Here is an 18,725-nt window from a genome sequence, read left to right as displayed (position 1 = left end):
CGCACGGACCGCTATCCTGGAATGCTCATGTCTGCAACGCCCGTCATCACGTACCCGCCCGAACTGCCGGTGTCGCAGCGGCGGGACGACATCGCCGCCGCGATCCGTGACCACCAGGTCGTCATCGTCGCCGGCGCCACGGGCTCGGGCAAGACGACGCAGCTGCCGAAGATCTGCCTGGAGCTCGGCCGCGAGTCGATCGGGCACACCCAGCCCCGCCGGATCGCCGCCCGCACCATCGCCGAGCGCGTGTCCGAGGAGCTCGGCAGCGAGCTGGGCGACCTGGTCGGCTACCAGGTGCGGTTCACCGACAAGGTGAGCGGGAACACCCGGATCAAGCTCATGACCGACGGGATCCTCCTCAACGAGATCCACTTCGACCGTGACCTGGAGCGCTACGACACGATCATCATCGACGAGGCCCACGAGCGCTCGCTGACGATCGACTTCCTGCTCGGGTACCTGAAGCGGCTGCTCCCCCGGCGCCCCGACCTCAAGGTCATCATCACGAGTGCGACGATCGACCCAGAATCGTTCTCGCAGCACTTCGGCGGCGCTCCGATCATCGAGGTGTCCGGCCGGACGTACCCGGTCGAGGTCCGCTACCGGCCGCTCGTCGCCGACGACGCGGCGGACGGTGACACCGGTGCGGACGAGGGCGACGACACCGACCCGCGGACCGACGACAGCGGTGGCCGCGGTGGGAGCGCGGACGACCGCGACGTGCTCCAGGGCATCACCGACGCGCTCGACGAACTCGCGCGCGAGGACCCGGGCGACGTCCTCGTGTTCCTGTCGGGCGAGAACGAGATCCGCGACGCGCAGGAGGCGATCGAGGGCAAGCGGTACCCGGGCACCGAGGTCCTGCCGCTCTACGGCCGACTCTCCGCCGCCGACCAGCACCGCGTGTTCGAGCGCCGGACCACCCCGGGTGTCCGTCGCCGCATCGTCCTCGCCACGAACGTGGCGGAGACCTCCCTGACGGTGCCGGGCATCAAGTACGTGATCGACACCGGCACCGCCCGCATCTCCCGGTACTCCCCGCGGGCGAAGGTGCAGCGGCTGCCGATCGAGGCGATCAGCCAGGCGAGCGCGAACCAGCGTTCCGGACGCGCGGGTCGCACCAGCGCGGGCATCGCGGTCCGGCTCTACTCCGAGGACGACTTCACGCGCCGTCCGGAGTTCACCGACCCCGAGATTCTCCGCACGAACCTCGCGGCGGTCATCCTGCAGATGATCTCCCTCGGCTTCGGCGACATCGAACGCTTCCCGTTCCTGCAGCCGCCGGACTCCCGGGGCGTCAAGGACGGCCTCGACCTGCTGCGGGAGCTCCGCGCGGTCGACCGCGACGGCCGGATCACCAGGTCGGGCCGACAGCTCACCCGGTTGCCGATCGACCCGCGGCTCGGCCGGATGGTGCTCGAGGCCGGTCGCCAGGGCGTCGGGCGCGAGGTCATCGCGATCGTCAGCGCCCTGAGCATCCAGGACCCACGTGAACGACCGCTCGAGAAGCGTGCCCACGCCGACCAGCTGCACGCCCGGTTCGCCGATCCGACGAGCGACTTCCTCACCCTGCTCAACCTCTGGAACCACATCGAGGACAAGCAGGAGGAGCTGTCGTCGAGCGCGTTCCGCCGCCTGTGCAAGGCCGAGTTCCTGAACTACTTGCGCATCCGCGAGTGGCAGGACCTGTACCGGCAGCTGTCCCGCGCCGCGAAGCAGGTCGACGTGCGGGTGGGACAGTCGCGCTCCGAGGACGGCGACGCCGTGCACCGTTCGCTGCTCGCCGGGCTCCTCAGCCAAATCGGGCTGCGGGACAAGGAGAAGCGCGACTACCTCGGCGCGCGCAACGTCCGGTTCGTGGTGTTCCCGGGCAGCGTCCTGGCGAAGAAGCAGCCCGACGCCGTGATGGCCGCCGAGCTCGTCGAGACGAGTCGGCTGTTCGCCCGGACCGTCGGCCGGATCGACCCCGCGTGGGTCGAGCCGCTCGCCGGTGACCTGCTCAAGCGCACCTACGGCGAGCCGCACTGGGAGAAGAAGCAGGGTGCGGTCGTCGCGTACGAGCGCGTGACGCTGTTCGGTGTCCCGATCGTGCAGCGTCGCCGCGTGCAGTACGGGCGCGTCGACCCCGAGCACTCGCGCGAGCTGTTCATCCGCCACGCCCTGGTCGAGGGCGAGTGGGACGCGCAGCAGGCCTTCGACCGGGCGAACCGGAAGCTCCGCCGCGAGCTCGAGCAGCTCGAGGAGCGCACCCGCCGTCGCGACATCCTGTTCGACGACGAGCGTGTGTACGACTTCTACGACGCACGGATCCCTGCGGACGTCGCCACCACGCGCGACTTCGAGGGGTGGTGGCGGACGACCCGTCGCGAGCAGCCGGACCTGCTCACGATGCGGCGGCAGGACCTGCTCGACGAGGACGCCGCCGAGGCCGCCCAGGACGAGCAGGAGTACCCGACGCAGTGGCGTTCCGGTGACCAGCGCCTGGCGATCAAGTACCGCTTCGAGCCGGGCGCGCAGGACGACGGCGTCAGCGTGCAGGTGCCGCTCGCGCTGCTCCCCCGCATGCGCGAGGAGGGCTTCGACTGGCAGGTCCGTGGCCTGCGGAAGGAACTCGTCACCGCACTCATCAAGTCGCTGCCGAAGCAGATCCGGAAGAACGTCGTCCCCGCTGCCGACTGGGCCGAGAAGATCGTCGCCGAACTGCCCGACGACGCTCCGACCGAGCCGACGGAGTCCTTCCGCGCGACCCTCGCTGCGGCGATCCAGCGGATGACGTACGTGCCGGTGACCGAGGCCGACTTCGACCTGTCCCGGGTGCCGGCGCACCTGCTGCCCACCTGGGCGGTCGTCGACGAGCGCGGCCGTCGGGTCGAGTCCGGGAAGGACCTCGCGGCCCTCCAGACGAAGCTGAAGGATCGGACGCAGCAGAGCGTCGCCTCCGCGACGGCGAGGGCAGCGGCCCGGCCGGGAGGCGCGGCGCGCGTCGCCGGGGCCTCCTCCGGCACGCAGGTGGAACGCTCCGGCCTCACCGCCTGGCCGTCCGACGACCTGCCGCAGGTCCTCGACACGAAGCAGGCCGGTGGCGTGATCCGTGCCTACCCGTCGCTGGTCGAGGAGGGCGACGGTCCGAAGGCGACGGTCGGTGTCCGCCTCCTGGCGACCCCCGGTGACCGCGCTGTGAACATGCCCGCCGGCGTCCGTCGGCTCGTCATGCACGCCGTGCCCTCGCCGGTGTCGTACGTGCAGTCGCACCTCACGGCGCAGGAGAAGCTCGCGCTGGCCGCGAGCCCGTACGCGTCGACCGCAGCGCTGTTCGACGACGTGCTGGCCGCCGTCGTGGACGCGGGCATCCGACGCACCCACCCCGACGGTCTGGTCTTCACGAAGGCCGACTTCGAGGCGGTCCGCGATGCCGTGTCCTCCACCGTCGTCGACACGATGTTCACCGCCGTGTCCGAGGTCGCCGCCGTGCTCACCGCGCAGCGGGCGGCCGACAAGGCGATGAAGCAGGCGAACTCGATGGCGCTCCTGCCGGCGCTGACCGACATGCGCCAGCAGGTGGAGCGCCTGGTCTTCCCGGGCTTCGTCGCCGTCGCCGGGCTCGACCGGCTCCGGCGGATCCGGGTGTACCTGCGGGGTGTCGAGGCCCGCGTGCAGAAGCTCCTGCAGAACCCCGGACGTGACGCCACGTGGATGCGTGAGGTCACGGTCGCCACCGACCGCTACACCGACGCCGGTGGCGTGTTCCCGCCGTCGGTCGGGGCCCACGCCGAGCTCGTGCACGCACGGTGGATGCTCGAGGAGTTCCGCCTGAGCCTGTTCGCCCAGGAGCTCGGCACCGCCGAGACGGTCTCGCTGCAGCGGATCACGAAGACCCTGGCCGCCGCCCGCTGACGGGGCTCAGCCGACGTCGGTGGCGTCGGAGGCGTCCGGGGTGTCGGGGGCGTCGGTGGCCTGGTCCTCGACGGCCAGCCCCTCGACCACGGTGACGTTCGGCAGCGCCGCCAGGGTCCGCCCGGGCAGGAACACCTTCGCCCCGCGGAGCCCGGCGCCCACGACGACCTCCGGAGCACCGAGCACGCGGGCGTCGACGTACACCGGCCAGTCCGCTGGCAGCCCGATCGGGGTGATCCCGCCGTACTCCATGCCGGTCAGCTCGACCGCCTGGTCCATCGGCGCGAAGCTCGCCTTGCGGACGTCCAGCAGCTTCTTCACGACCCGGTTCACGTCGAGCTTCGTCGACGCGAGCACCACGCACGCCGCGTGGCGGACCTCGTCGCCGCGCTTCCCCACGACGACGATGCAGTTCGCGCCGCCCTCCAGCGGGTAGCCGTACGCCTCGGAGAACGCTGCGGTGTCGGCGAGGGCCGGGTCGATCGGCGCCGCCTGGATCGTCGACAGCAGGTCGCTCGGCAGTGCGACGAGCGCCTGGGCGACGGGGATCGCGAGGAACCCGGTGGCGACGAGGGCAGGGGAACGATCGAGCGTCGGCATGCCCCGAGCCTAGGGAGCAGCCGACGGACGGGCGATCAGGCGGTCAGGCGCGCTCGTCGATCGACCGGGCTCCCGGCACGGGCGGCGCCGGGTCGTCCGAAGCCTCCGGGTCGTCCGCCCGTGCCCACTTCACCGTCCACCGGACCAGCGGCTGCACGCGGTCCCACGCCGCGGTGATGTCGTCGAGGGAGCTCTCCAGCGGCAGGTGCACGAGCGCCGCGTAGTGCTGCATCCGGAGCAGGTCGATCCGCGGGTGGTCCACGTCGTACCCGCGCGGGGCGGTCTTCAGCGGCGGTCCGGCCAGCTCGTACCCGGCATCGGTCAGTTCGTCGAGCTCACGCTGCAGCGCGGCCGCGGCCTGCGGGTGCTCGTCGATGGTGGTGCGCGCTGCCCGCAGCTGTGCGCGGGACGGTTCGTAGAGTCCACCGCCGACCTGCAACCCGTCCGCTCCGGCACTGAGGTACGTGCCGCCCGCGGTGAGACCGGTGTCCTCGCGGTAGGGCCGCTCGTCCGGCGTGAAGCGCAGGTCGCGGTGCTGCCGGAGCACCCGTCCGGCACCGTAGCGGCGCTCGGCCTCGTGCAGGAGCGCCTCCATCGGCTCCTGCACGTGCCGTTCCCAGTCGTCGCGGTGCTCCTCGAACCACGACTTCTCGTTGTGCGCGGCGAGCCCGCGGAAGAACGTCGCGAGCGCTGGTGAGAACGGGGTCGAGGGCATGCACCACTGAACCGCCGTCCGGTGCACGCGCGTCGGGAGTCCGGGGGACGAGACTGGCCGGGTGGACCGACTCCGACCGATCGACCTCGACCAGTGGCCCCGCGCCGAGCACTTCGCGCACTACCGGCGGGAGCCCTGTGCGTGGGAGATGACCGTGGAGGTCGACGTCACCGCCTTCGTCGACGCCGCCCGGGCCGCCGGCGCGAAGACGTACCCGTCCCAGATCTGGGTGCTCGCGACGGTCGTGAACCGGCACGACGAGTTCCGGATGCAGCTCACCGAGGAGGGCCGGCCCGCGGTGTGGGACGTGGTGCACCCGACCTTCACCGTCTTCCACCCCGACACCGAGACCTTCTCGGTGCTCGTCACCGAGTACGACCCCGACGCACGGGCGTTCCACGACGCCGTGGTCGCCACGACCGAGCGGTACCGCGACGACCACCGCATGTTCCCGCAGGGCACCGGTCGCACCGACCTCTTCGACGTCTCGACGCTCCCCCGCACGTCGTTCACCGGCTTCGCGCTGCACCTGACGGGCGCCGAGGACCACCTGGCGCCCGTGATCACGCTCGGGCGCTACCGGCAGGTGGACGGACGCACCCGCATGCCGATGGCGCTCCGGATCAACCACGCGGCGGTGGACGGCTTCCACGCCTCGCGCTTCGTCACCGAGGTCGAGGAGCTCTTCGCCGACCCGTCCTGGCTCGGCTGACCAGCACCGCGATCCGATCGTCCCCGTCCCCCGGACGCACACCCGACGAGCACCGACCGGGAGCACCGTGGCCGGCATGCACGACGACGAACTCACCGCCCTCGCGGTCTCTCGCGCCCTCGACAACGTCCACGACGGTGGCAAGCCCTTCGCCTGCCTGATCGTCCGCGACGGCGAGGTCGTGGTCGAAGCCGTCAACCACGTCGCCCAGACCGGCGACCCGACCGCGCACGCCGAGATCCGCGCGATCCGCGCCGCCGCCGAGCAGGGCATCACCGACCTCACCGGCCACGAGGTGTTCGTCACCGCGTACCCGTGCCCGATGTGCCTCGGCGCGCTGTACTACGCCCAGCCGGACCGCGTGGTCTTCGCCGCGACGCGGGAGCAGGAGGGCGAGCACTACGAGGACGGCAACCGCCTGATGACGCTCGCCACCTTCTACGACGAGTACGCGAAGCCCGTCACGGAGCGCGCCCTGCCGAGCGAGCAGGGCCGGGTCGACGACCCGACGGCCCCGTTCCGCGAGTGGACCGCCCGCCACCCGTCCTGACCGAGGTGACGTCTGTCTCCGAGCCGGGAACCGCGCCGACGGTTCCTGGCGACCGAGCGAACTACCGAACCAGGAGTGCAGCGGCTACGGTCATCCTGACCATCACTCATTCAGGAGTCTCCAATGTCCGCACCGTACGCCCCGGGTACGCCGCAACCGCCCTTCGCACCGCAATCCGGAGACCCGAGAAATCGGACCGTCCCGCTCGCAACCGCGTCCCTGGTGCTCGGGATCATCGGCCTCGCCATCGCCTTCATCCCGGTTCTGCTCCACTTCGGGTTCATCCTCGGGGTCCTGGCCCTGGTCTTCGGCCTCGTCACACTGCGTCACCGCCTGCAGAAGTCGTTGGCTGGCGTCATCCTGGGCGGTGCTGCTGTTGTCGTCTCCCTCCTCTTCGGGACCATCTACGGGGTGGCGTCGCTCGGTGCTGCCAGCGAGACGGCGGCTTCGTTGACCTCCGCGACCGAGGCCGCCGAGGTCGCGGAAGTTGCGCCAGTGGAGGTGCCTGACGTCGTCGGGAAGACCTTCGACGAGGCAACCGACCTGCTCAAGGCCGCTGGTTTCAACGTCGGTGGGGGCGGCGAAGCTGCCGACACGGTCGCTTCACAGGCACCCGACGCCGGAGCGAGCGTAAAGCCGGGTACCACCGTCCTCTTGACGCCGGCAGCCGATGACGGTTCGAGCGCCGCCAACCCCGCTCCGGCCGGAACCAAGTTCGAGATGACGAGCACGAACCGCCTCGACGGGTCGTCCGCCGACTACACGCAGTGGGTCGACGGCTACAACGACAACTTCACGTCGTCCAACCAGTTCGAGCAGCCGGACGCCGGGATGAAGTACGTGCTCCTGATCGTGCACGTCACGGCCACGACCGCGGGAGTCGAAGCGGGATCTGTCGCCTACGACCTCGCGCTTGCTGGCACGGACGGCTCCGTTTACGACTCCGAGTTCATCACCGGCGCGAAGTCGATGCCGAGCGTCACACTCGGTGCCGGCCAGAGCGCGAGCGGAGAGGTCGTCTTCCAGGTCCCGAACACCTTCCACGGCGGAATCGTTTCCTTCGGTGACGGCAGCGTGTTCGCAAAGACGAACTGAGCTGCGCCGCCTCATTCCGCGAGTGGACCGCCCGCCACCCGTCCTGACCGGACGCCCGCCCGCCACGGATGCGTCCGTACGGCGGGGCGGCACCACGCGACGCGCGTGACCCGGTGACGGACGGGAGGCCCGTGGCGACGCCGCCACGGGCCTCCCGTCCGGTGCGGATCGCGACCCGGCTGCCGTGGCCGGGCCTTCAGGGAGCCGGCGTCAGCCGGTAGAGCACCTGCGGGCGGCCTCGACGGCCGTACCGGTGCGCCAGGTCGATGGCGCCGGTCGCGACGAGGTGGTCGAGGTACCGGCGGGCGGTGGCCCGCGAGGTGCCCGTCGCTGCCGCGACCTCGTCGACCGAGCGGGCGACCACGGGGTCGAGCGCCGTCACGACCCGACCGAGCGTGGTGGCGCTGACGCCCTTCGGGAGGGCGTCCTCGGGCGCTCGCGTCGCCGTGCGGTCGGGTCCGACCACGCGCACCGATCCGGTGGCGAGCAGCCGGTCGACGTCGCCCTGCCCCATCGGGACGTCGCGCTGCGCGTCCTCGCGGGACCGACGTTCGGCCGCGTAGGCGCGGAGCCGGTCCTGCAGGGCCTCGCGGTCGAACGGCTTCAGCAGGTACCCGACCGGGTGCGCGGCGAGCGCCTGCCGGACGGTGACCTGGTCGCGGGACGAGCTGACGACCAGCACGTCGGTGTCGTCGACGCCGGCGACGTGCATGCGGTGCAGGACCTCGATGCCGCTGATGTCGGGCAGGCGCATGTCGAGCAGCACGAGGTCGACCCCGCGCTCCACGGATGCCAGCGCGGCGCCGCCGGACGCGACCGCCCCGACGACGGCGAACCCCTCGGTCGCGGCCACCCACCGGGTGTGGAGTGCGCGAGCGCCGGCGTCGTCGTCGACCACGAGCACGCGGAGCGCCGCCGTCACGACCCCGCCGCCATCTCGACGTCGAGCCGGGCACCGCCGAGCGCAGCCGACCGTCCGACGACCACGGATCCGCCGCGGTCGGTGGCGGTGCGTCGGACGAGTGCCAGGCCGATGCCGCGCCCGAGGCCGCTCTCGTCGGTCTTCGACGACCACCCGCGGGTCAGCACGCGGTGCGCGTCGGCCGGGTCGATGCCCGGTCCGTCGTCCTCGACCGTCACCGTCACACGCCCGTCATGCGAGCCGATGGTGCAGCTGACGGTGGCCGCCCCGGCCTCGGCGGCGTTCCGGCACAGGTTGGCGAGGACGAGCAGCACCGCGTCGTCGAGCACGACGTCGTCGGCGATCCGCAGGTCGAGCGTGGTCCCGGCCACGGCGAGCTCCGAGCGCACCGCCGCGACCGACGCCGTCGCCACCGCACCGCGGCGCGGCGACCCGGCACCGCCGCCGCTGGTCAGCCCGGGTGCCACGGCGTCGATGTAGGCCATCGCGTCCTCGTCGTCCCCCTGTTCGACCAGTCCGCGCACCACGTGCAGACGGGTGCCGAACTCGTGTGCCTGCTCGCGCAGCGCCTCGGTCGTCCACCGGACCTGCCGGCTCTCCGCGTCGACCGCGTCGGCTCGGCGGAGCCGTCGGGCGATCACGAGTGACAGGAGCACGCTCGCGAGCGTCGCCGCGACCAGCGCGCCGGTGCTCCACGGGAGCAGGGTGCCGAGGGCCCGTTCCCGGTCCGCCGCGATGGTGGACTCGAGCACGCCGACCGCCACGACGCCGACGACCTCGCCCTCCTCGCCGACGACGGGCACCTTCGCACGCAGGGTCGTCCCGGTCGGGCCGGTCTCGGTGCCGACGAACTCCGCACCGCGGAGCACGGGCGCGATCGTCGTCTCGACGGGCTCACCGCGTTCCGCCGGGTCCGGGTGGGTGATCCGCACGCCGTCGTCGTCGGTGACCACGACGTACGAGACGCCGGCGGCACCCTCGACGAGCGTCGCGATCGGTTGCAGTGCCGCGGTGGCGGAGGTGAGGTCGTCGGCGTCGGCGAGCGCGCCGGGTGCGCCCCGGTCGGCGACCGACGCCACCGCGTCCCGCACCTCGGGCAGGTCGGCCAGGCTCGACGCGACGCCGGACACCTGGTCGACCACGGACGTGCGGATGGCGCGCTCCTGCACCACGGCCGCGACCCCGGTCGTGACACCCGTCGCCGCGAGCACGATGACGCTCGGCAGCGCGAGCACCGCGGTCCGCCGCAACCGCCCGAGACGAGCCCTGGTCACCGTGGCGTCCCCCTTCGGCCGCGACGCCGTGAGCGTCAATGAGCACATCTCCGCCGCCGGGTGCTCGCCCGGTCGGCGGCTGCCATCGTACTTCTCGACCTGCGGCACGACGACGTGCGCAGGAGGGAGCCAGCAATGCCAGAGCAACCAGTGCAGCCGGAGCAACCAGTGCCCGCGGAGCAACCAGTGCCGGAGCAGCCGACGACGGGGACGCCGGGTCCGCCGCGTGCCCGTCGCCCCGTCGCACGCGTGGTCGGGACAGCCGTCGCCGCGGTGTCCATCGCTGTCGCGGCCTTCGGCTCGGTGACGTCGGCAGCGGCCGGAGGCGACCCGACCCGGTCGGTGACCCTCGTGGCACCGGCGGCGGCCGGCGGCGGTTGGGACGGCGTCGCACGGTCCATGCAGCAGGCGCAGCGCGCGAACGGCATCGTCAACTCCGTCCAGGTGGTCAACATGCCGGGCGCCGGTGGCACCATCGCGCTCGGGAACGTCGCTCGGCTCGCCGGACAGACGGACACGCTGCTCGTCGGCGGGACGGGGCTCCTCGCGGCCGAGATCCAGTTCGGTTCCGCGGTCACCCACGACGACATCACGCCGCTCGCGGTCACCGTCGAGGAGTACGACGTCATCGTCGTCCCCGCCGACTCGCCGTACGAGACGCTCGACGACCTCGTCAGCGCCTGGCGCGAGCGCCCCGGCTCGGTGCCGTGGACGGGCGGCGGCTCGTTCGACCAGCTCGTCGTCACCGACCTCGCCGTCTCGGCCGGGATCGACCCGAAGGACACGAACTACATCCCGTCGGACGGCGGTGGCGAGGCCATCCAGGCGCTCCTCAACGGCACGGCGGCGGCGGCCTCGGGCGGGTACCCGGACAACATCGACCAGATCGAGTCCGGTCGTCTGCGCGCACTCGCGCTCGTCGCGGCGGAGCCGGTCGAGGGCATCGACATCCCCACCGCGGTCGAGCAGGGGCACGACGTCACGCTGACGAACTGGCGCGAGATCGCTGCACCGGGCGGACTCGACGACGAGCAGCGGGCGCAGCTGACCGACATCGTGCTGGACACGCTCGACACCCCCGAGTGGGCGGACGCCGTGGAGCGGTACCACTGGACCGAGCGGATCATCACGGGTGACGAGCTCGACGCGTTCATCGACGAGGAGCGCGAGCGCATCACCGGGCTGTACGAGGAGCTGGGCCGATGACCCGTCCGAGCAACCCCACGTCGTCCTCCGCGGTCGTCGGACAGCGGCTCACGCTGCGGGCCGACCCCGGCCGCGTCGCCGCGGTGGCGAAGGAGCTGACCACCCCGGCGCTCTTCACCGCCTTCGCGGTCTACCTCGTCGTCGGCATCGTCACGATGGAGGTCCCCGACGGAACCGCGTTCCCCGGGCCCGCGGTGTTCCCCGGCATCGTCGCCGCCGCACTCCTGCTGCTGGCCGCCCTGCTGGTCGTCCGGGCTGCGCGCGGCCGACGGGTCGGGTCCGACGGCACACCGTCGGAGGCCCGCACCGACACCGCCGTCCGCGCCGACGCGCACACCGCCGCCGACACCGACACGACCGGCACCTCGGTCGAGCAGCGCTCGGTCCGCGTCGACTGGCGCTCCCTGGCCTGGGTGGTCCTGTCCTTCGCCGCCTTCGCCCTGCTGCTCGGCGTGCTCGGGTGGATCGTCGGTGCCGGACTGCTCTTCCTCGGTGTCGCGAAGGGGCTCGGCGCCCCGGGGTGGCTGCGTCCGCTCGTCGTCGGTCTGACGGTGAGCGCGATCAGCTACATCGCCTTCGACATGCTGCTCGACCTGTCGCTGCCCTCGGGCATCGTCGGATGGGAGTTCTGACGTGGACGTGCTCGGTCTCCTCGGTGACGGCTTCGCCGGCGCCCTGACCCCCGCCAACCTGCTCTGGGTCGTCGTCGGGTGCCTCCTCGGCACCGCGGTCGGCGTCCTCCCCGGCCTCGGCTCGTCGATGGCGGTGGCGCTGCTGCTGCCCGTGACGTTCTCGCTCGACCCGACCGCGGCGTTCATCATGTTCGCCGGCGTCTACTTCGGCGGGCTCTTCGGTGACTCCACCATGGGCATCCTGATGAACACGCCGGGCCAGGCCTCGGCCATCGCCTCGACGTTCGAGGGCCACAAGATGGCGCTGAACGGACGAGCGGCCCAGGCGCTCGCGACGGCCGCGATCGGCGCGTTCGTCGGCGGCATGATCGCCTCGGTCCTGGTCGTGTTCCTCGCACCGGCACTCGCGTCGTTCTCGTCGAGCTTCGGACCGGCGGAGTTCTTCGCCCTCGCACTGTTCGCGTTCGTCACGACGTCGTCGGTCGTCACCGACGACGCGCTGAAGGGCCTCGGCTCGCTGTGCCTCGGTCTCGGCATCGCGGTGATCGGCGTCGACGGCATCTCGGGTGCACCGCGCTTCACGATGGGCGTGCCCGAGCTCTTCGACGGCATCTCGCTCGTCACGGTGACGGTCGCGGTCCTCGCGCTCGGCGAGGTCATCTACGTCGCGTGCCTGGCCCGACACCTGAAGGACGGCCGGATGGTGCAGGCGACCGGACGCCCGTGGCTCTCGAAGCGGGAACTGCGCGAGGCGGCGCCCGCCTGGCTGCGGGGCACCGCGATCGGGCTGCCCTTCGGCGTCGTGCCCGCCGGCGGGTCGGAGATCCCGACCTTCCTGGCGTTCGGGCTCGAGAAGCGTCTCGACGCCCGCCGGAAGGACCCGCAGTTCGGCACGGGTGCGATCCGCGGCCTGGCGGCACCCGAGGCAGCCGGCAACTCCACGACCGGCATGGCGATGGGTGCGCTGCTGTCCCTCGGCCTGCCGGTGTCGGCGACCGCCGCGATCATGCTCGCCGCGTTCCGCCAGTACGGCCTGCAGCCGGGTCCGCTGCTCTTCGACCGGTCCCCCGACCTGGTCTGGGCGCTGCTGGCGTCGTTCTTCATCGCGATGGTGGTGCTGCTCGTCATCAACCTCCCGTTCGCGATGCTGTGGGCGAAGCTGCTCCGGATCCCGCGCGCGTACCTCTACGCGGGCATCGCCGTCTTCTGCGGGCTCGGCATCTACGCGACGAGCGGTTCGGTCTTCGACCTGCTCATGCTGCTCGGCATCGGCCTCGTCGGGTTCCTCATGCGGGCCCTCGACATCCCGCTCGCACCGCTCATCATCGGGATGGTGCTCGGTCCGCTCGCCGAGACGAGCCTGCGGGACGCGGCGCTGAGCGCCGACGGGGACTTCTCGGTGCTGGTGGCCGGCCCCATCCCGATCGTGCTCTACGCGGTGCTGGCGGTCGTGGTCGCGGTCACGGTGACCGGCCGCGTCCGCGCACGCCGAGCGGCGCGGCGCGAGCTGGTCGACGCGTAGCCACGACCGAGCGGCGCCGGCCCGCGGCGCGCGGTCCGGGTCGGACCCGCCCCGTGTCGGACGGGAGGCACGGGGCAGTCCTGCACCGCACCTCCCGTCCGTCACCGCGACGGACGGGAGGCACGTGGCGGCACCGCACCGCGCCTCCCGTCCGCCGGGCGGCGCGCTACGCTCGTCCCGATGCGCGCGACCGTGCGGGACGTGGCGGCCCTCGCCGGGGTCTCCCCGAAGACCGTCTCCAACGTGGTGAACGGCGGCGTGCCCGTGCGGCCGGCGACACGGGAGCGGGTCGAGCGCGCGGTCGCCGAGCTCGGCTACGTGCCGAACCTGTCCGCGCGCGGCCTGCGCAACGGACGCTCCGGCGCGATCGCCCTGACGCTGCCCGAGCTCGGCAGCGCCTACTCGGCCGAACTCGCCCAGTGGTTCGTCGAACTCGCCCGCGAGCGCGGCTGGACGGTGCAGCTCGACCAGACCGGACACGACCCCGGACGTGAACGGGACCTCGTCTCCCGGGCCCGGGCCCACCTGGTGGACGGCCTCGTGCTCAACCCGGTATCGCTCAGCGCGAGCGTCCTGGCCGAGACCGAGGGGCTCCCGCCGACCGTCGTCATCGGCGAGGTCGAACCGGAGCACGTCGACCAGGTGCACGTGGACAGCCGCCGCGCCGCACGCGAGGTCACGACCCACCTGCTCGACCGCGGGCACCGTCGGATCGCGGTCGTCGGAGCCGCCCGTCCGACGGACGCCACCGCCACGAGCGAGCTGCGCGACCAGGGTCACGCGGATGCGCTCGGCGCGGTCGGCCTCGAGGTCGACCCCGCCCTGCGCGTGCCGCTGCCGACGTGGTCGACGAGTGCGGCGGCGGCGGGGTTCGCGACCTGGCTGGACGCGCACCCGCTGCCGGACGCGGTGTTCGCGTACACGGACTCGATCGCCTTCGGCGTGCTGCACGTCCTGGCGGCACGGGGTGTCCACGTGCCGGAGCAGGTCAGCGTCGTGGGGTTCGACGACGTCGACGCCGCAGCCTTCGCGATCCCGGCGCTGACGACGGTGTCGTTCGACCGGCGGGCCTTCGCCACGGCGGCGCTCGACCTGCTCACCCGACGCATCGCCGACCCGACGGCCGCTCCGGAGACCGTCGTCGTGCCGCACCGGATCGTCGAGCGCGCGAGCGTCGCCGCCCGCTGACCAGCCGGCAGCCGTCGCGCGCCCGTCGCGCGGCCGTCGCGGTGCTGGACCGTCCTGTCGACAGGCCCGGGTACCGTGCGCCGCATGAGTGCCGACGACCCCGCGATGCCCGTGCTGACCGCGACCGTCCTGCAGTCCCCCGACCCGGTGCGCCTCGCGCGGTTCTGGGGTGCGCTGACCGGGTGGACCGTGCACGAGGACGGTCCGACCTGGCTGCGGGTGCGCCCGGCCGACGGCGGGGTCGGGCTCTCGGTGCAGTACGACGACGCCTACGAGGCACCGACCTGGCCCCCGGTCACGGGGACGCAGGGCATGCAGCTGCACCTCGACCTGCAGGTGGAGGACCTCCACGCCGCGACCGCCCGCGCGCTCGAGCTCGGTGCGACCGAGGCGGACTTCCAGCCCCAGGACGACGTGCGGGTGCTCCTCGACCCCGACGGGCACCCCTTCTGCCTGTTCCTGCCCGGCGCCTGACCGCGGCGGCAGCGGCGCGGCACAGCACGGCCCCGAGACTCGGCCAGGCGGACGAGACTCGCGGGCCCCGGGGACGAAAGTGTCCGTCAGCGCGAGTCTCGCGCACGGCCGCCGCACGGCCTCTCGCGGCTCAGCCCGCTGAGCCCGGGCCCGCGGCCGCGTCGAGCACGACCTCGCGGGTCTGCTGCGCGCCGAGGATCCGGAAGTGCCCGCCGACGGGCACGCGCACGTTCGTGGCCCCGGCGAGCTCGCTGCCTCCCGGGATGAGCGTGTCGAAGACCCCGTAGACGGACGTGATCCGGGCGTTCACGGCGAGGTCGCGTCCGAGCGCTGCGAGCACCGGGTCCGCCGCACGGAAGGCCCGCAGGTGCGGCACGGGCGCCAGCCGGGCGTACACGGACCCGCCGAACGGCGTCGACACCGCCACCATCCGGTCGATGCGCTCCCCCTCGGGCAGGGTCATCGCGTACTTGCCGATCAGACCGCCCTTGCTGTGCGCGACGACCAGCACCCCACGGAGGTCGTGCTCGTCGAGGTACGCCAGGACCTCGCGCGCCGACTCCGGCACGGGACGCAGGTTGTGCCGCAGGACGGGCAGCACGTGCACCGGGTGTCCGGCGTCGTGCAGGGCGTCCATCAGCGGGCGCATGAAGTGCCAGGTCTCGTAGACGCCGGGCACGACGACGACCGGCTGGCCGTCACCGGTCCGGTAGTCCTCGGCGGTCGTCGGTCCGGTGCTCCGCAGCTGCCACCGCGCGGCGTACCACCAGTCGAGGGCGGCCCACCAGGCACGACGCAGCAGCGGCACACGGCCGGGAGGCACGGCCGCCGTCCCCGACGCCGCTCCCGTCCCCGGGGTGGTCCGGTCCGTCACCGTGCCGGCCCCGTCGTGGTGTCACCGGTCGACGGGCCACCGGCCGCGAGGTCCTCGACGGTCTGCACCCGCCGGAACTCGTCGACCAGCCGCGCGAACGCGACGGGCTGCCGGTCCTGCACGTGGTGACCGCCGGGGAGCTCGACCAGGACACCCCGACGCGCTGCGACCGCGAGCGCAGCAGCCCAGTCCCGTCGCCCGATCGGGTCGCGGTCGCCGCGCACGACGAGCACCGGCTGCGGGAGCTCCGGGACGGTGTCCTCGAGCCGGTAACGGAGCATCGGTCGGAGCTGCCGGACGTACTGCCGCAGGCTCCGCAGGTAGTCGGTGAGCACGACGAGGTTCATCCGCGGGTCCTCGACGAGGCAGTCGCGTCCGAGGTCCGTCGCCTGCTGCAGCAGCGTCCGCCGCGCCGGGTCCACGACGGGCCCGACCAGGACGACCGCGGTCACCGTCTCGGCGTGCCGACGGGCTGCCTCGACGACGACCTGGGTGCCCATCGACTGGCCGACGAGCACGAGGTCCCCGACGCCCCGCGACCGGACGGCTTCGACCACCAGGTCGCCGAGCTCCTGCAGGTCGAGCGGGCGGCCTGCCGGGGGGAGCCCGCCGAAACCCGGCAGGTCGACCGCGATCGTGCGGTGGGTGCGGGCGAGGTGGCGCTGCGTCCGGTCGAAGGAGCGGTGCGACATGCCGATGCCGTGCACGAGGACGACCGTCGGCGCGAGCGTGTCGTGCAGCCGCCCGGCCGGCGCGAGGGTCCGGAGCCGCACGGACAGCCCACCGACCTCGAAGGACTCCACCCGTGCGCGCACGGTGCGAACCTACCCGGCGCTCCCCGGCGCGGGGTCAGCCTGATCGGCACGCACCTCTCGACGCGGGGTCGCCGCGGCCCTATGCTCCGCAGCATGCGCAAGGTGACCTCGGGGCTGTTCGCATCGGTCGACGGTGTGGTGCAGGACCCGTACGAGTTCCAGTACGACTCGTTCGACGCCGAGCTCGGGACCGCCATGACGGCGTGGATGGAGCGGACCGAGACGGTGTTGCTCGGCAAGCAGAGCTACCTGGAGTGGTCCGAGTGGTGGCCCCGGCACGAGGACGACCCGTTCGGCCGGTGGATCAACCCGATCGAGAAGCACGTCGCGTCGACCACCCTCGGTGACGACCTGACGTGGCAGAACGCGCACCGGATCCAGGGCGACGTCGACGACTTCGTCCGCGACCTCAAGGCCGGCGAGGGCGGCGACGTCGCGGTCACCGGCAGCGTCACGCTGGTGCGCCACCTGCTGTTCGCCGGACTCCTCGACGAGCTGCAGCTCATGGTGCACCCGGCGATCGCCGGAGCCGGGCGGCGGCTCTTCGAACCGACGGACCCGCCCACCCGCCTGCGCCTGGTGCAGAGCGTGGTGACCAGCAAGGGGAACGTGCTGAGCACCTACGCGCCGTTCGACGCCTGACGGCGGCGGGGCGTGCCTCCAGGCCGGACCGCGGGACCGCTCCATCGGCAGCCGGACGGGCAGGTGGACGGACGGGTGCCGAGACCGGCGTACCCTTCTGGGTGGCCGTCGACCGCACCACCCTGGAGAACACCATGTCCGAGGACACCCGCCCGCACGTCGTCATCGTCGGGGGTGGCTTCGCGGGGATCGCGGCCATGCGTGAACTCGCCGACGCGGACGTCCGGGTGACGCTCGTCGACCGCCACGTCTACAACATGTTCCAGCCGCTCATGTACCAGGTCGCCACCGGCGGCCTGAACGCGGGCGACGTGACGTACTTCCTGCGGAGCCTGCGGGCGAAGCAGTCGAACGCCGACTTCCGGCACGGACTGCTCACCGGCATCGACACCGAGCACCGCATCGCCGAGATGTCGGACGGCGAGCACCTGCACTACGACTGGCTGATCCTGGCGAACGGCGTCAACACGAGCTACTTCGGCACCCCCGGTGCGTACGAGTACGCCTACTCGATGTACTCCCGCTCGCAGGCACTCCGCATCCGCGACGAGCTGTTCACCCGCCTCGAGCAGGCCGCGGCCCAGCAGGGTCCCGACGAGATCCGCGTGGTGATCGTCGGCGGCGGCGCGACCGGCGTGGAGATGGCCGGCGCCCTGGCGGAACTCCGCGACCAGGCGCTCGTCGGCGCCTACCCGGAGATCGAGCGCGGCAACATCTCCATCACGCTGGTGCACCGCAGCGGCGAGCTGCTCAAGCCGTTCGCCCCGCGCCTCCGTCGGTACGCGGCCAAGGTCCTCCGGAAGCGAGGGGTCGTGCTCCGCCTGGACACGGGCGTCGCCGAGGTCAAGGAGGACGGGGTCGTCACCGCCTCGGGCGAGTTCATCCCCGCGTCGCAGGTCATCTGGGCCACCGGGGTCGCGGCGCACAAGGAGGTCTCCGGCTGGGGCCTGCCGCAGACCCACGGCGGTCGCATCCAGGTGAACGACGACCTGAGCGTGAAGGGCGTGGAGCGGATCTTCTCGGCCGGCGACATCGCGGCGCAGGACGACGCGCTCGCGCAGCTCGCCCAGCCCGCACTGCAGGGCGGCAAGCACGTCGCGCGCCAGGTGGTGCGTCTGCTCGACGGGAAGCCGACCGAGCACTTCAAGTACTTCGACAAGGGCACGATGGCGACCATCGGGACGAACGCCGCGGTGGCGCAGCTGCGCGGCGGCATCACGATGGTCGGCCCCGTGGCGTGGCTGGCGTGGGTCGCGGTGCACATCGCCTCGCTGCTCGGCAACGGCAACCGGCTGTCGACGCTCTCCCACTTCTTCGTCCGCTACCTGTGGTTCATGCGGAAGCGCTCGATCCCGATCGTCGGGGACGTCCGGCCGGTGCGCCCGAACGGCGACCGCGAGCCCGAGCCCTGGCAGATGCAGAAGGCCGAGTAGCCGGCCGGCCGGGCCGGCCGGCGGCCCGGCGCCGGGCCGGCCGAGTCAAGGCCAATGCGGCACATTATCGGGGGGTTGGTGGCCCTAAAGTCCGCCCTGGCGCCTCTCGCCCCCCGGGGGTCGCGGGCGGGGGGCCCGGGCGGGCCTCGCCGCCCGGCGGGCGCGACACGGAGT

General features: G+C 72.6%; 17 protein-coding genes. 11 read left to right on the top strand and 6 right to left on the bottom strand.

Annotated elements, in window-relative coordinates; translation table 11 throughout:
• Positions 1 to 27 precede the first annotated feature (27 nt).
• On the top strand, positions 28 to 3,897 hold the full coding sequence (gene hrpA, locus PIJ49_RS11735; RefSeq protein ID WP_251160405.1) for an ATP-dependent RNA helicase HrpA: 3,870 nt from the start codon (positions 28 to 30) through the stop codon (positions 3,895 to 3,897).
• Positions 3,898 to 3,903: 6 nt separating this feature from the next.
• Here the strand turns inward: hrpA and PIJ49_RS11730 are convergent, their stop codons facing one another.
• Positions 3,904 to 4,497, bottom strand: coding sequence for a YbaK/EbsC family protein (locus tag PIJ49_RS11730; protein ID WP_251160406.1), 594 nt, complete (start codon positions 4,495 to 4,497; stop codon positions 3,904 to 3,906).
• A gap of 43 nt (positions 4,498 to 4,540) precedes the next feature.
• A complete protein-coding gene (locus PIJ49_RS11725) occupies positions 4,541 to 5,212 on the bottom strand; it encodes a DUF2461 domain-containing protein (RefSeq protein WP_066655937.1) in 672 nt (223 codons plus the stop codon).
• Positions 5,213 to 5,273: 61 nt separating this feature from the next.
• Between PIJ49_RS11725 and PIJ49_RS11720 the strand changes: the two genes are divergently transcribed.
• The 3 genes from PIJ49_RS11720 (at position 5,274) to PIJ49_RS11710 (ending at position 7,569) form a co-directional block, all read left to right on the top strand.
• Positions 5,274 to 5,924 carry a CatA-like O-acetyltransferase gene (locus tag PIJ49_RS11720; protein ID WP_209685540.1) on the top strand — a complete coding sequence of 217 codons (651 nt, stop codon included), beginning with the start codon at positions 5,274 to 5,276 and terminating at the stop codon, positions 5,922 to 5,924.
• A gap of 76 nt (positions 5,925 to 6,000) precedes the next feature.
• Positions 6,001 to 6,474: a nucleoside deaminase gene (locus PIJ49_RS11715; RefSeq protein WP_066658599.1), complete on the top strand. Its 474-nt coding sequence runs from the start codon at positions 6,001 to 6,003 to the stop codon at positions 6,472 to 6,474.
• A 222-nt stretch (positions 6,475 to 6,696) separates the two neighbouring features.
• Entirely contained in the window at positions 6,697 to 7,569 is an 873-nt protein-coding gene (locus PIJ49_RS11710; RefSeq protein ID WP_066655942.1) for a PASTA domain-containing protein, read from the top strand.
• Between the two features lie 196 nt (positions 7,570 to 7,765).
• On the opposite strand, the gene PIJ49_RS11705 is transcribed toward PIJ49_RS11710, so the two are convergent.
• A complete protein-coding gene (locus PIJ49_RS11705; RefSeq protein WP_235426364.1) occupies positions 7,766 to 8,491 on the bottom strand; it encodes a response regulator in 726 nt (241 codons plus the stop codon).
• On the bottom strand, positions 8,488 to 9,765 hold the full coding sequence (locus tag PIJ49_RS11700; RefSeq protein ID WP_271826662.1) for an ATP-binding protein: 1,278 nt from the start codon (positions 9,763 to 9,765) through the stop codon (positions 8,488 to 8,490). The genes PIJ49_RS11705 and PIJ49_RS11700 overlap by 4 nt, the downstream gene beginning before the upstream one ends.
• 249 nt (positions 9,766 to 10,014) lie before the next feature.
• Here PIJ49_RS11700 and PIJ49_RS11695 point away from each other — a divergent pair, with 249 nt between their 5' ends.
• From PIJ49_RS11695 to PIJ49_RS11675, 5 genes are all read left to right on the top strand, one after another.
• Positions 10,015 to 10,971 (top strand): tripartite tricarboxylate transporter substrate binding protein, encoded by a 957-nt coding sequence (locus PIJ49_RS11695; protein ID WP_271826661.1) that lies wholly within the window; start codon positions 10,015 to 10,017, stop codon positions 10,969 to 10,971.
• Positions 10,968 to 11,603 carry a tripartite tricarboxylate transporter TctB family protein gene (locus PIJ49_RS11690; RefSeq protein WP_271826660.1) on the top strand — a complete coding sequence of 212 codons (636 nt, stop codon included), beginning with the start codon at positions 10,968 to 10,970 and terminating at the stop codon, positions 11,601 to 11,603. The genes PIJ49_RS11695 and PIJ49_RS11690 overlap by 4 nt, the downstream gene beginning before the upstream one ends.
• 1 nt (position 11,604) lies before the next feature.
• Positions 11,605 to 13,125 carry a tripartite tricarboxylate transporter permease gene (locus tag PIJ49_RS11685; RefSeq protein ID WP_209685533.1) on the top strand — a complete coding sequence of 507 codons (1,521 nt, stop codon included), beginning with the start codon at positions 11,605 to 11,607 and terminating at the stop codon, positions 13,123 to 13,125.
• Positions 13,126 to 13,305: 180 nt separating this feature from the next.
• Complete coding sequence (locus PIJ49_RS11680) at positions 13,306 to 14,313, top strand: LacI family DNA-binding transcriptional regulator (RefSeq protein WP_066655952.1); 1,008 nt, start codon at positions 13,306 to 13,308, stop codon at positions 14,311 to 14,313.
• Between the two features lie 84 nt (positions 14,314 to 14,397).
• Positions 14,398 to 14,787 carry a VOC family protein gene (locus PIJ49_RS11675; protein ID WP_235426366.1) on the top strand — a complete coding sequence of 130 codons (390 nt, stop codon included), beginning with the start codon at positions 14,398 to 14,400 and terminating at the stop codon, positions 14,785 to 14,787.
• A 130-nt stretch (positions 14,788 to 14,917) separates the two neighbouring features.
• Here PIJ49_RS11675 and PIJ49_RS11670 read toward each other — a convergent pair whose 3' ends face one another.
• Together PIJ49_RS11670 and PIJ49_RS11665 are read right to left on the bottom strand one after the other, a co-directional pair.
• The gene (locus tag PIJ49_RS11670) at positions 14,918 to 15,661 is read right to left on the bottom strand and encodes an esterase/lipase family protein (protein WP_251154452.1); all 744 of its coding nucleotides are present in this window, start codon (positions 15,659 to 15,661) and stop codon (positions 14,918 to 14,920) included.
• Positions 15,658 to 16,476: an alpha/beta fold hydrolase gene (locus PIJ49_RS11665; protein ID WP_271826659.1), complete on the bottom strand. Its 819-nt coding sequence runs from the start codon at positions 16,474 to 16,476 to the stop codon at positions 15,658 to 15,660. The genes PIJ49_RS11670 and PIJ49_RS11665 overlap by 4 nt, the downstream gene beginning before the upstream one ends.
• A gap of 93 nt (positions 16,477 to 16,569) precedes the next feature.
• On the opposite strand from PIJ49_RS11665, the gene PIJ49_RS11660 reads away from it, so the two are divergent.
• Together PIJ49_RS11660 and PIJ49_RS11655 are read left to right on the top strand one after the other, a co-directional pair.
• On the top strand, positions 16,570 to 17,118 hold the full coding sequence (locus PIJ49_RS11660) for a dihydrofolate reductase family protein (RefSeq protein ID WP_209685528.1): 549 nt from the start codon (positions 16,570 to 16,572) through the stop codon (positions 17,116 to 17,118).
• A gap of 101 nt (positions 17,119 to 17,219) precedes the next feature.
• Complete coding sequence (locus PIJ49_RS11655) at positions 17,220 to 18,551, top strand: NAD(P)/FAD-dependent oxidoreductase (protein ID WP_235426368.1); 1,332 nt, start codon at positions 17,220 to 17,222, stop codon at positions 18,549 to 18,551.
• Positions 18,552 to 18,725 lie beyond the last annotated feature (174 nt).

This window comes from Curtobacterium uvaldense (assembly GCF_028307415.1).
Classification (GTDB): Bacteria; Actinomycetota; Actinomycetes; order Actinomycetales; family Microbacteriaceae; genus Curtobacterium.
Note: the sequence above shows the minus strand (reverse complement) of the source record. Positions and strands in the feature narration are given on the sequence as shown.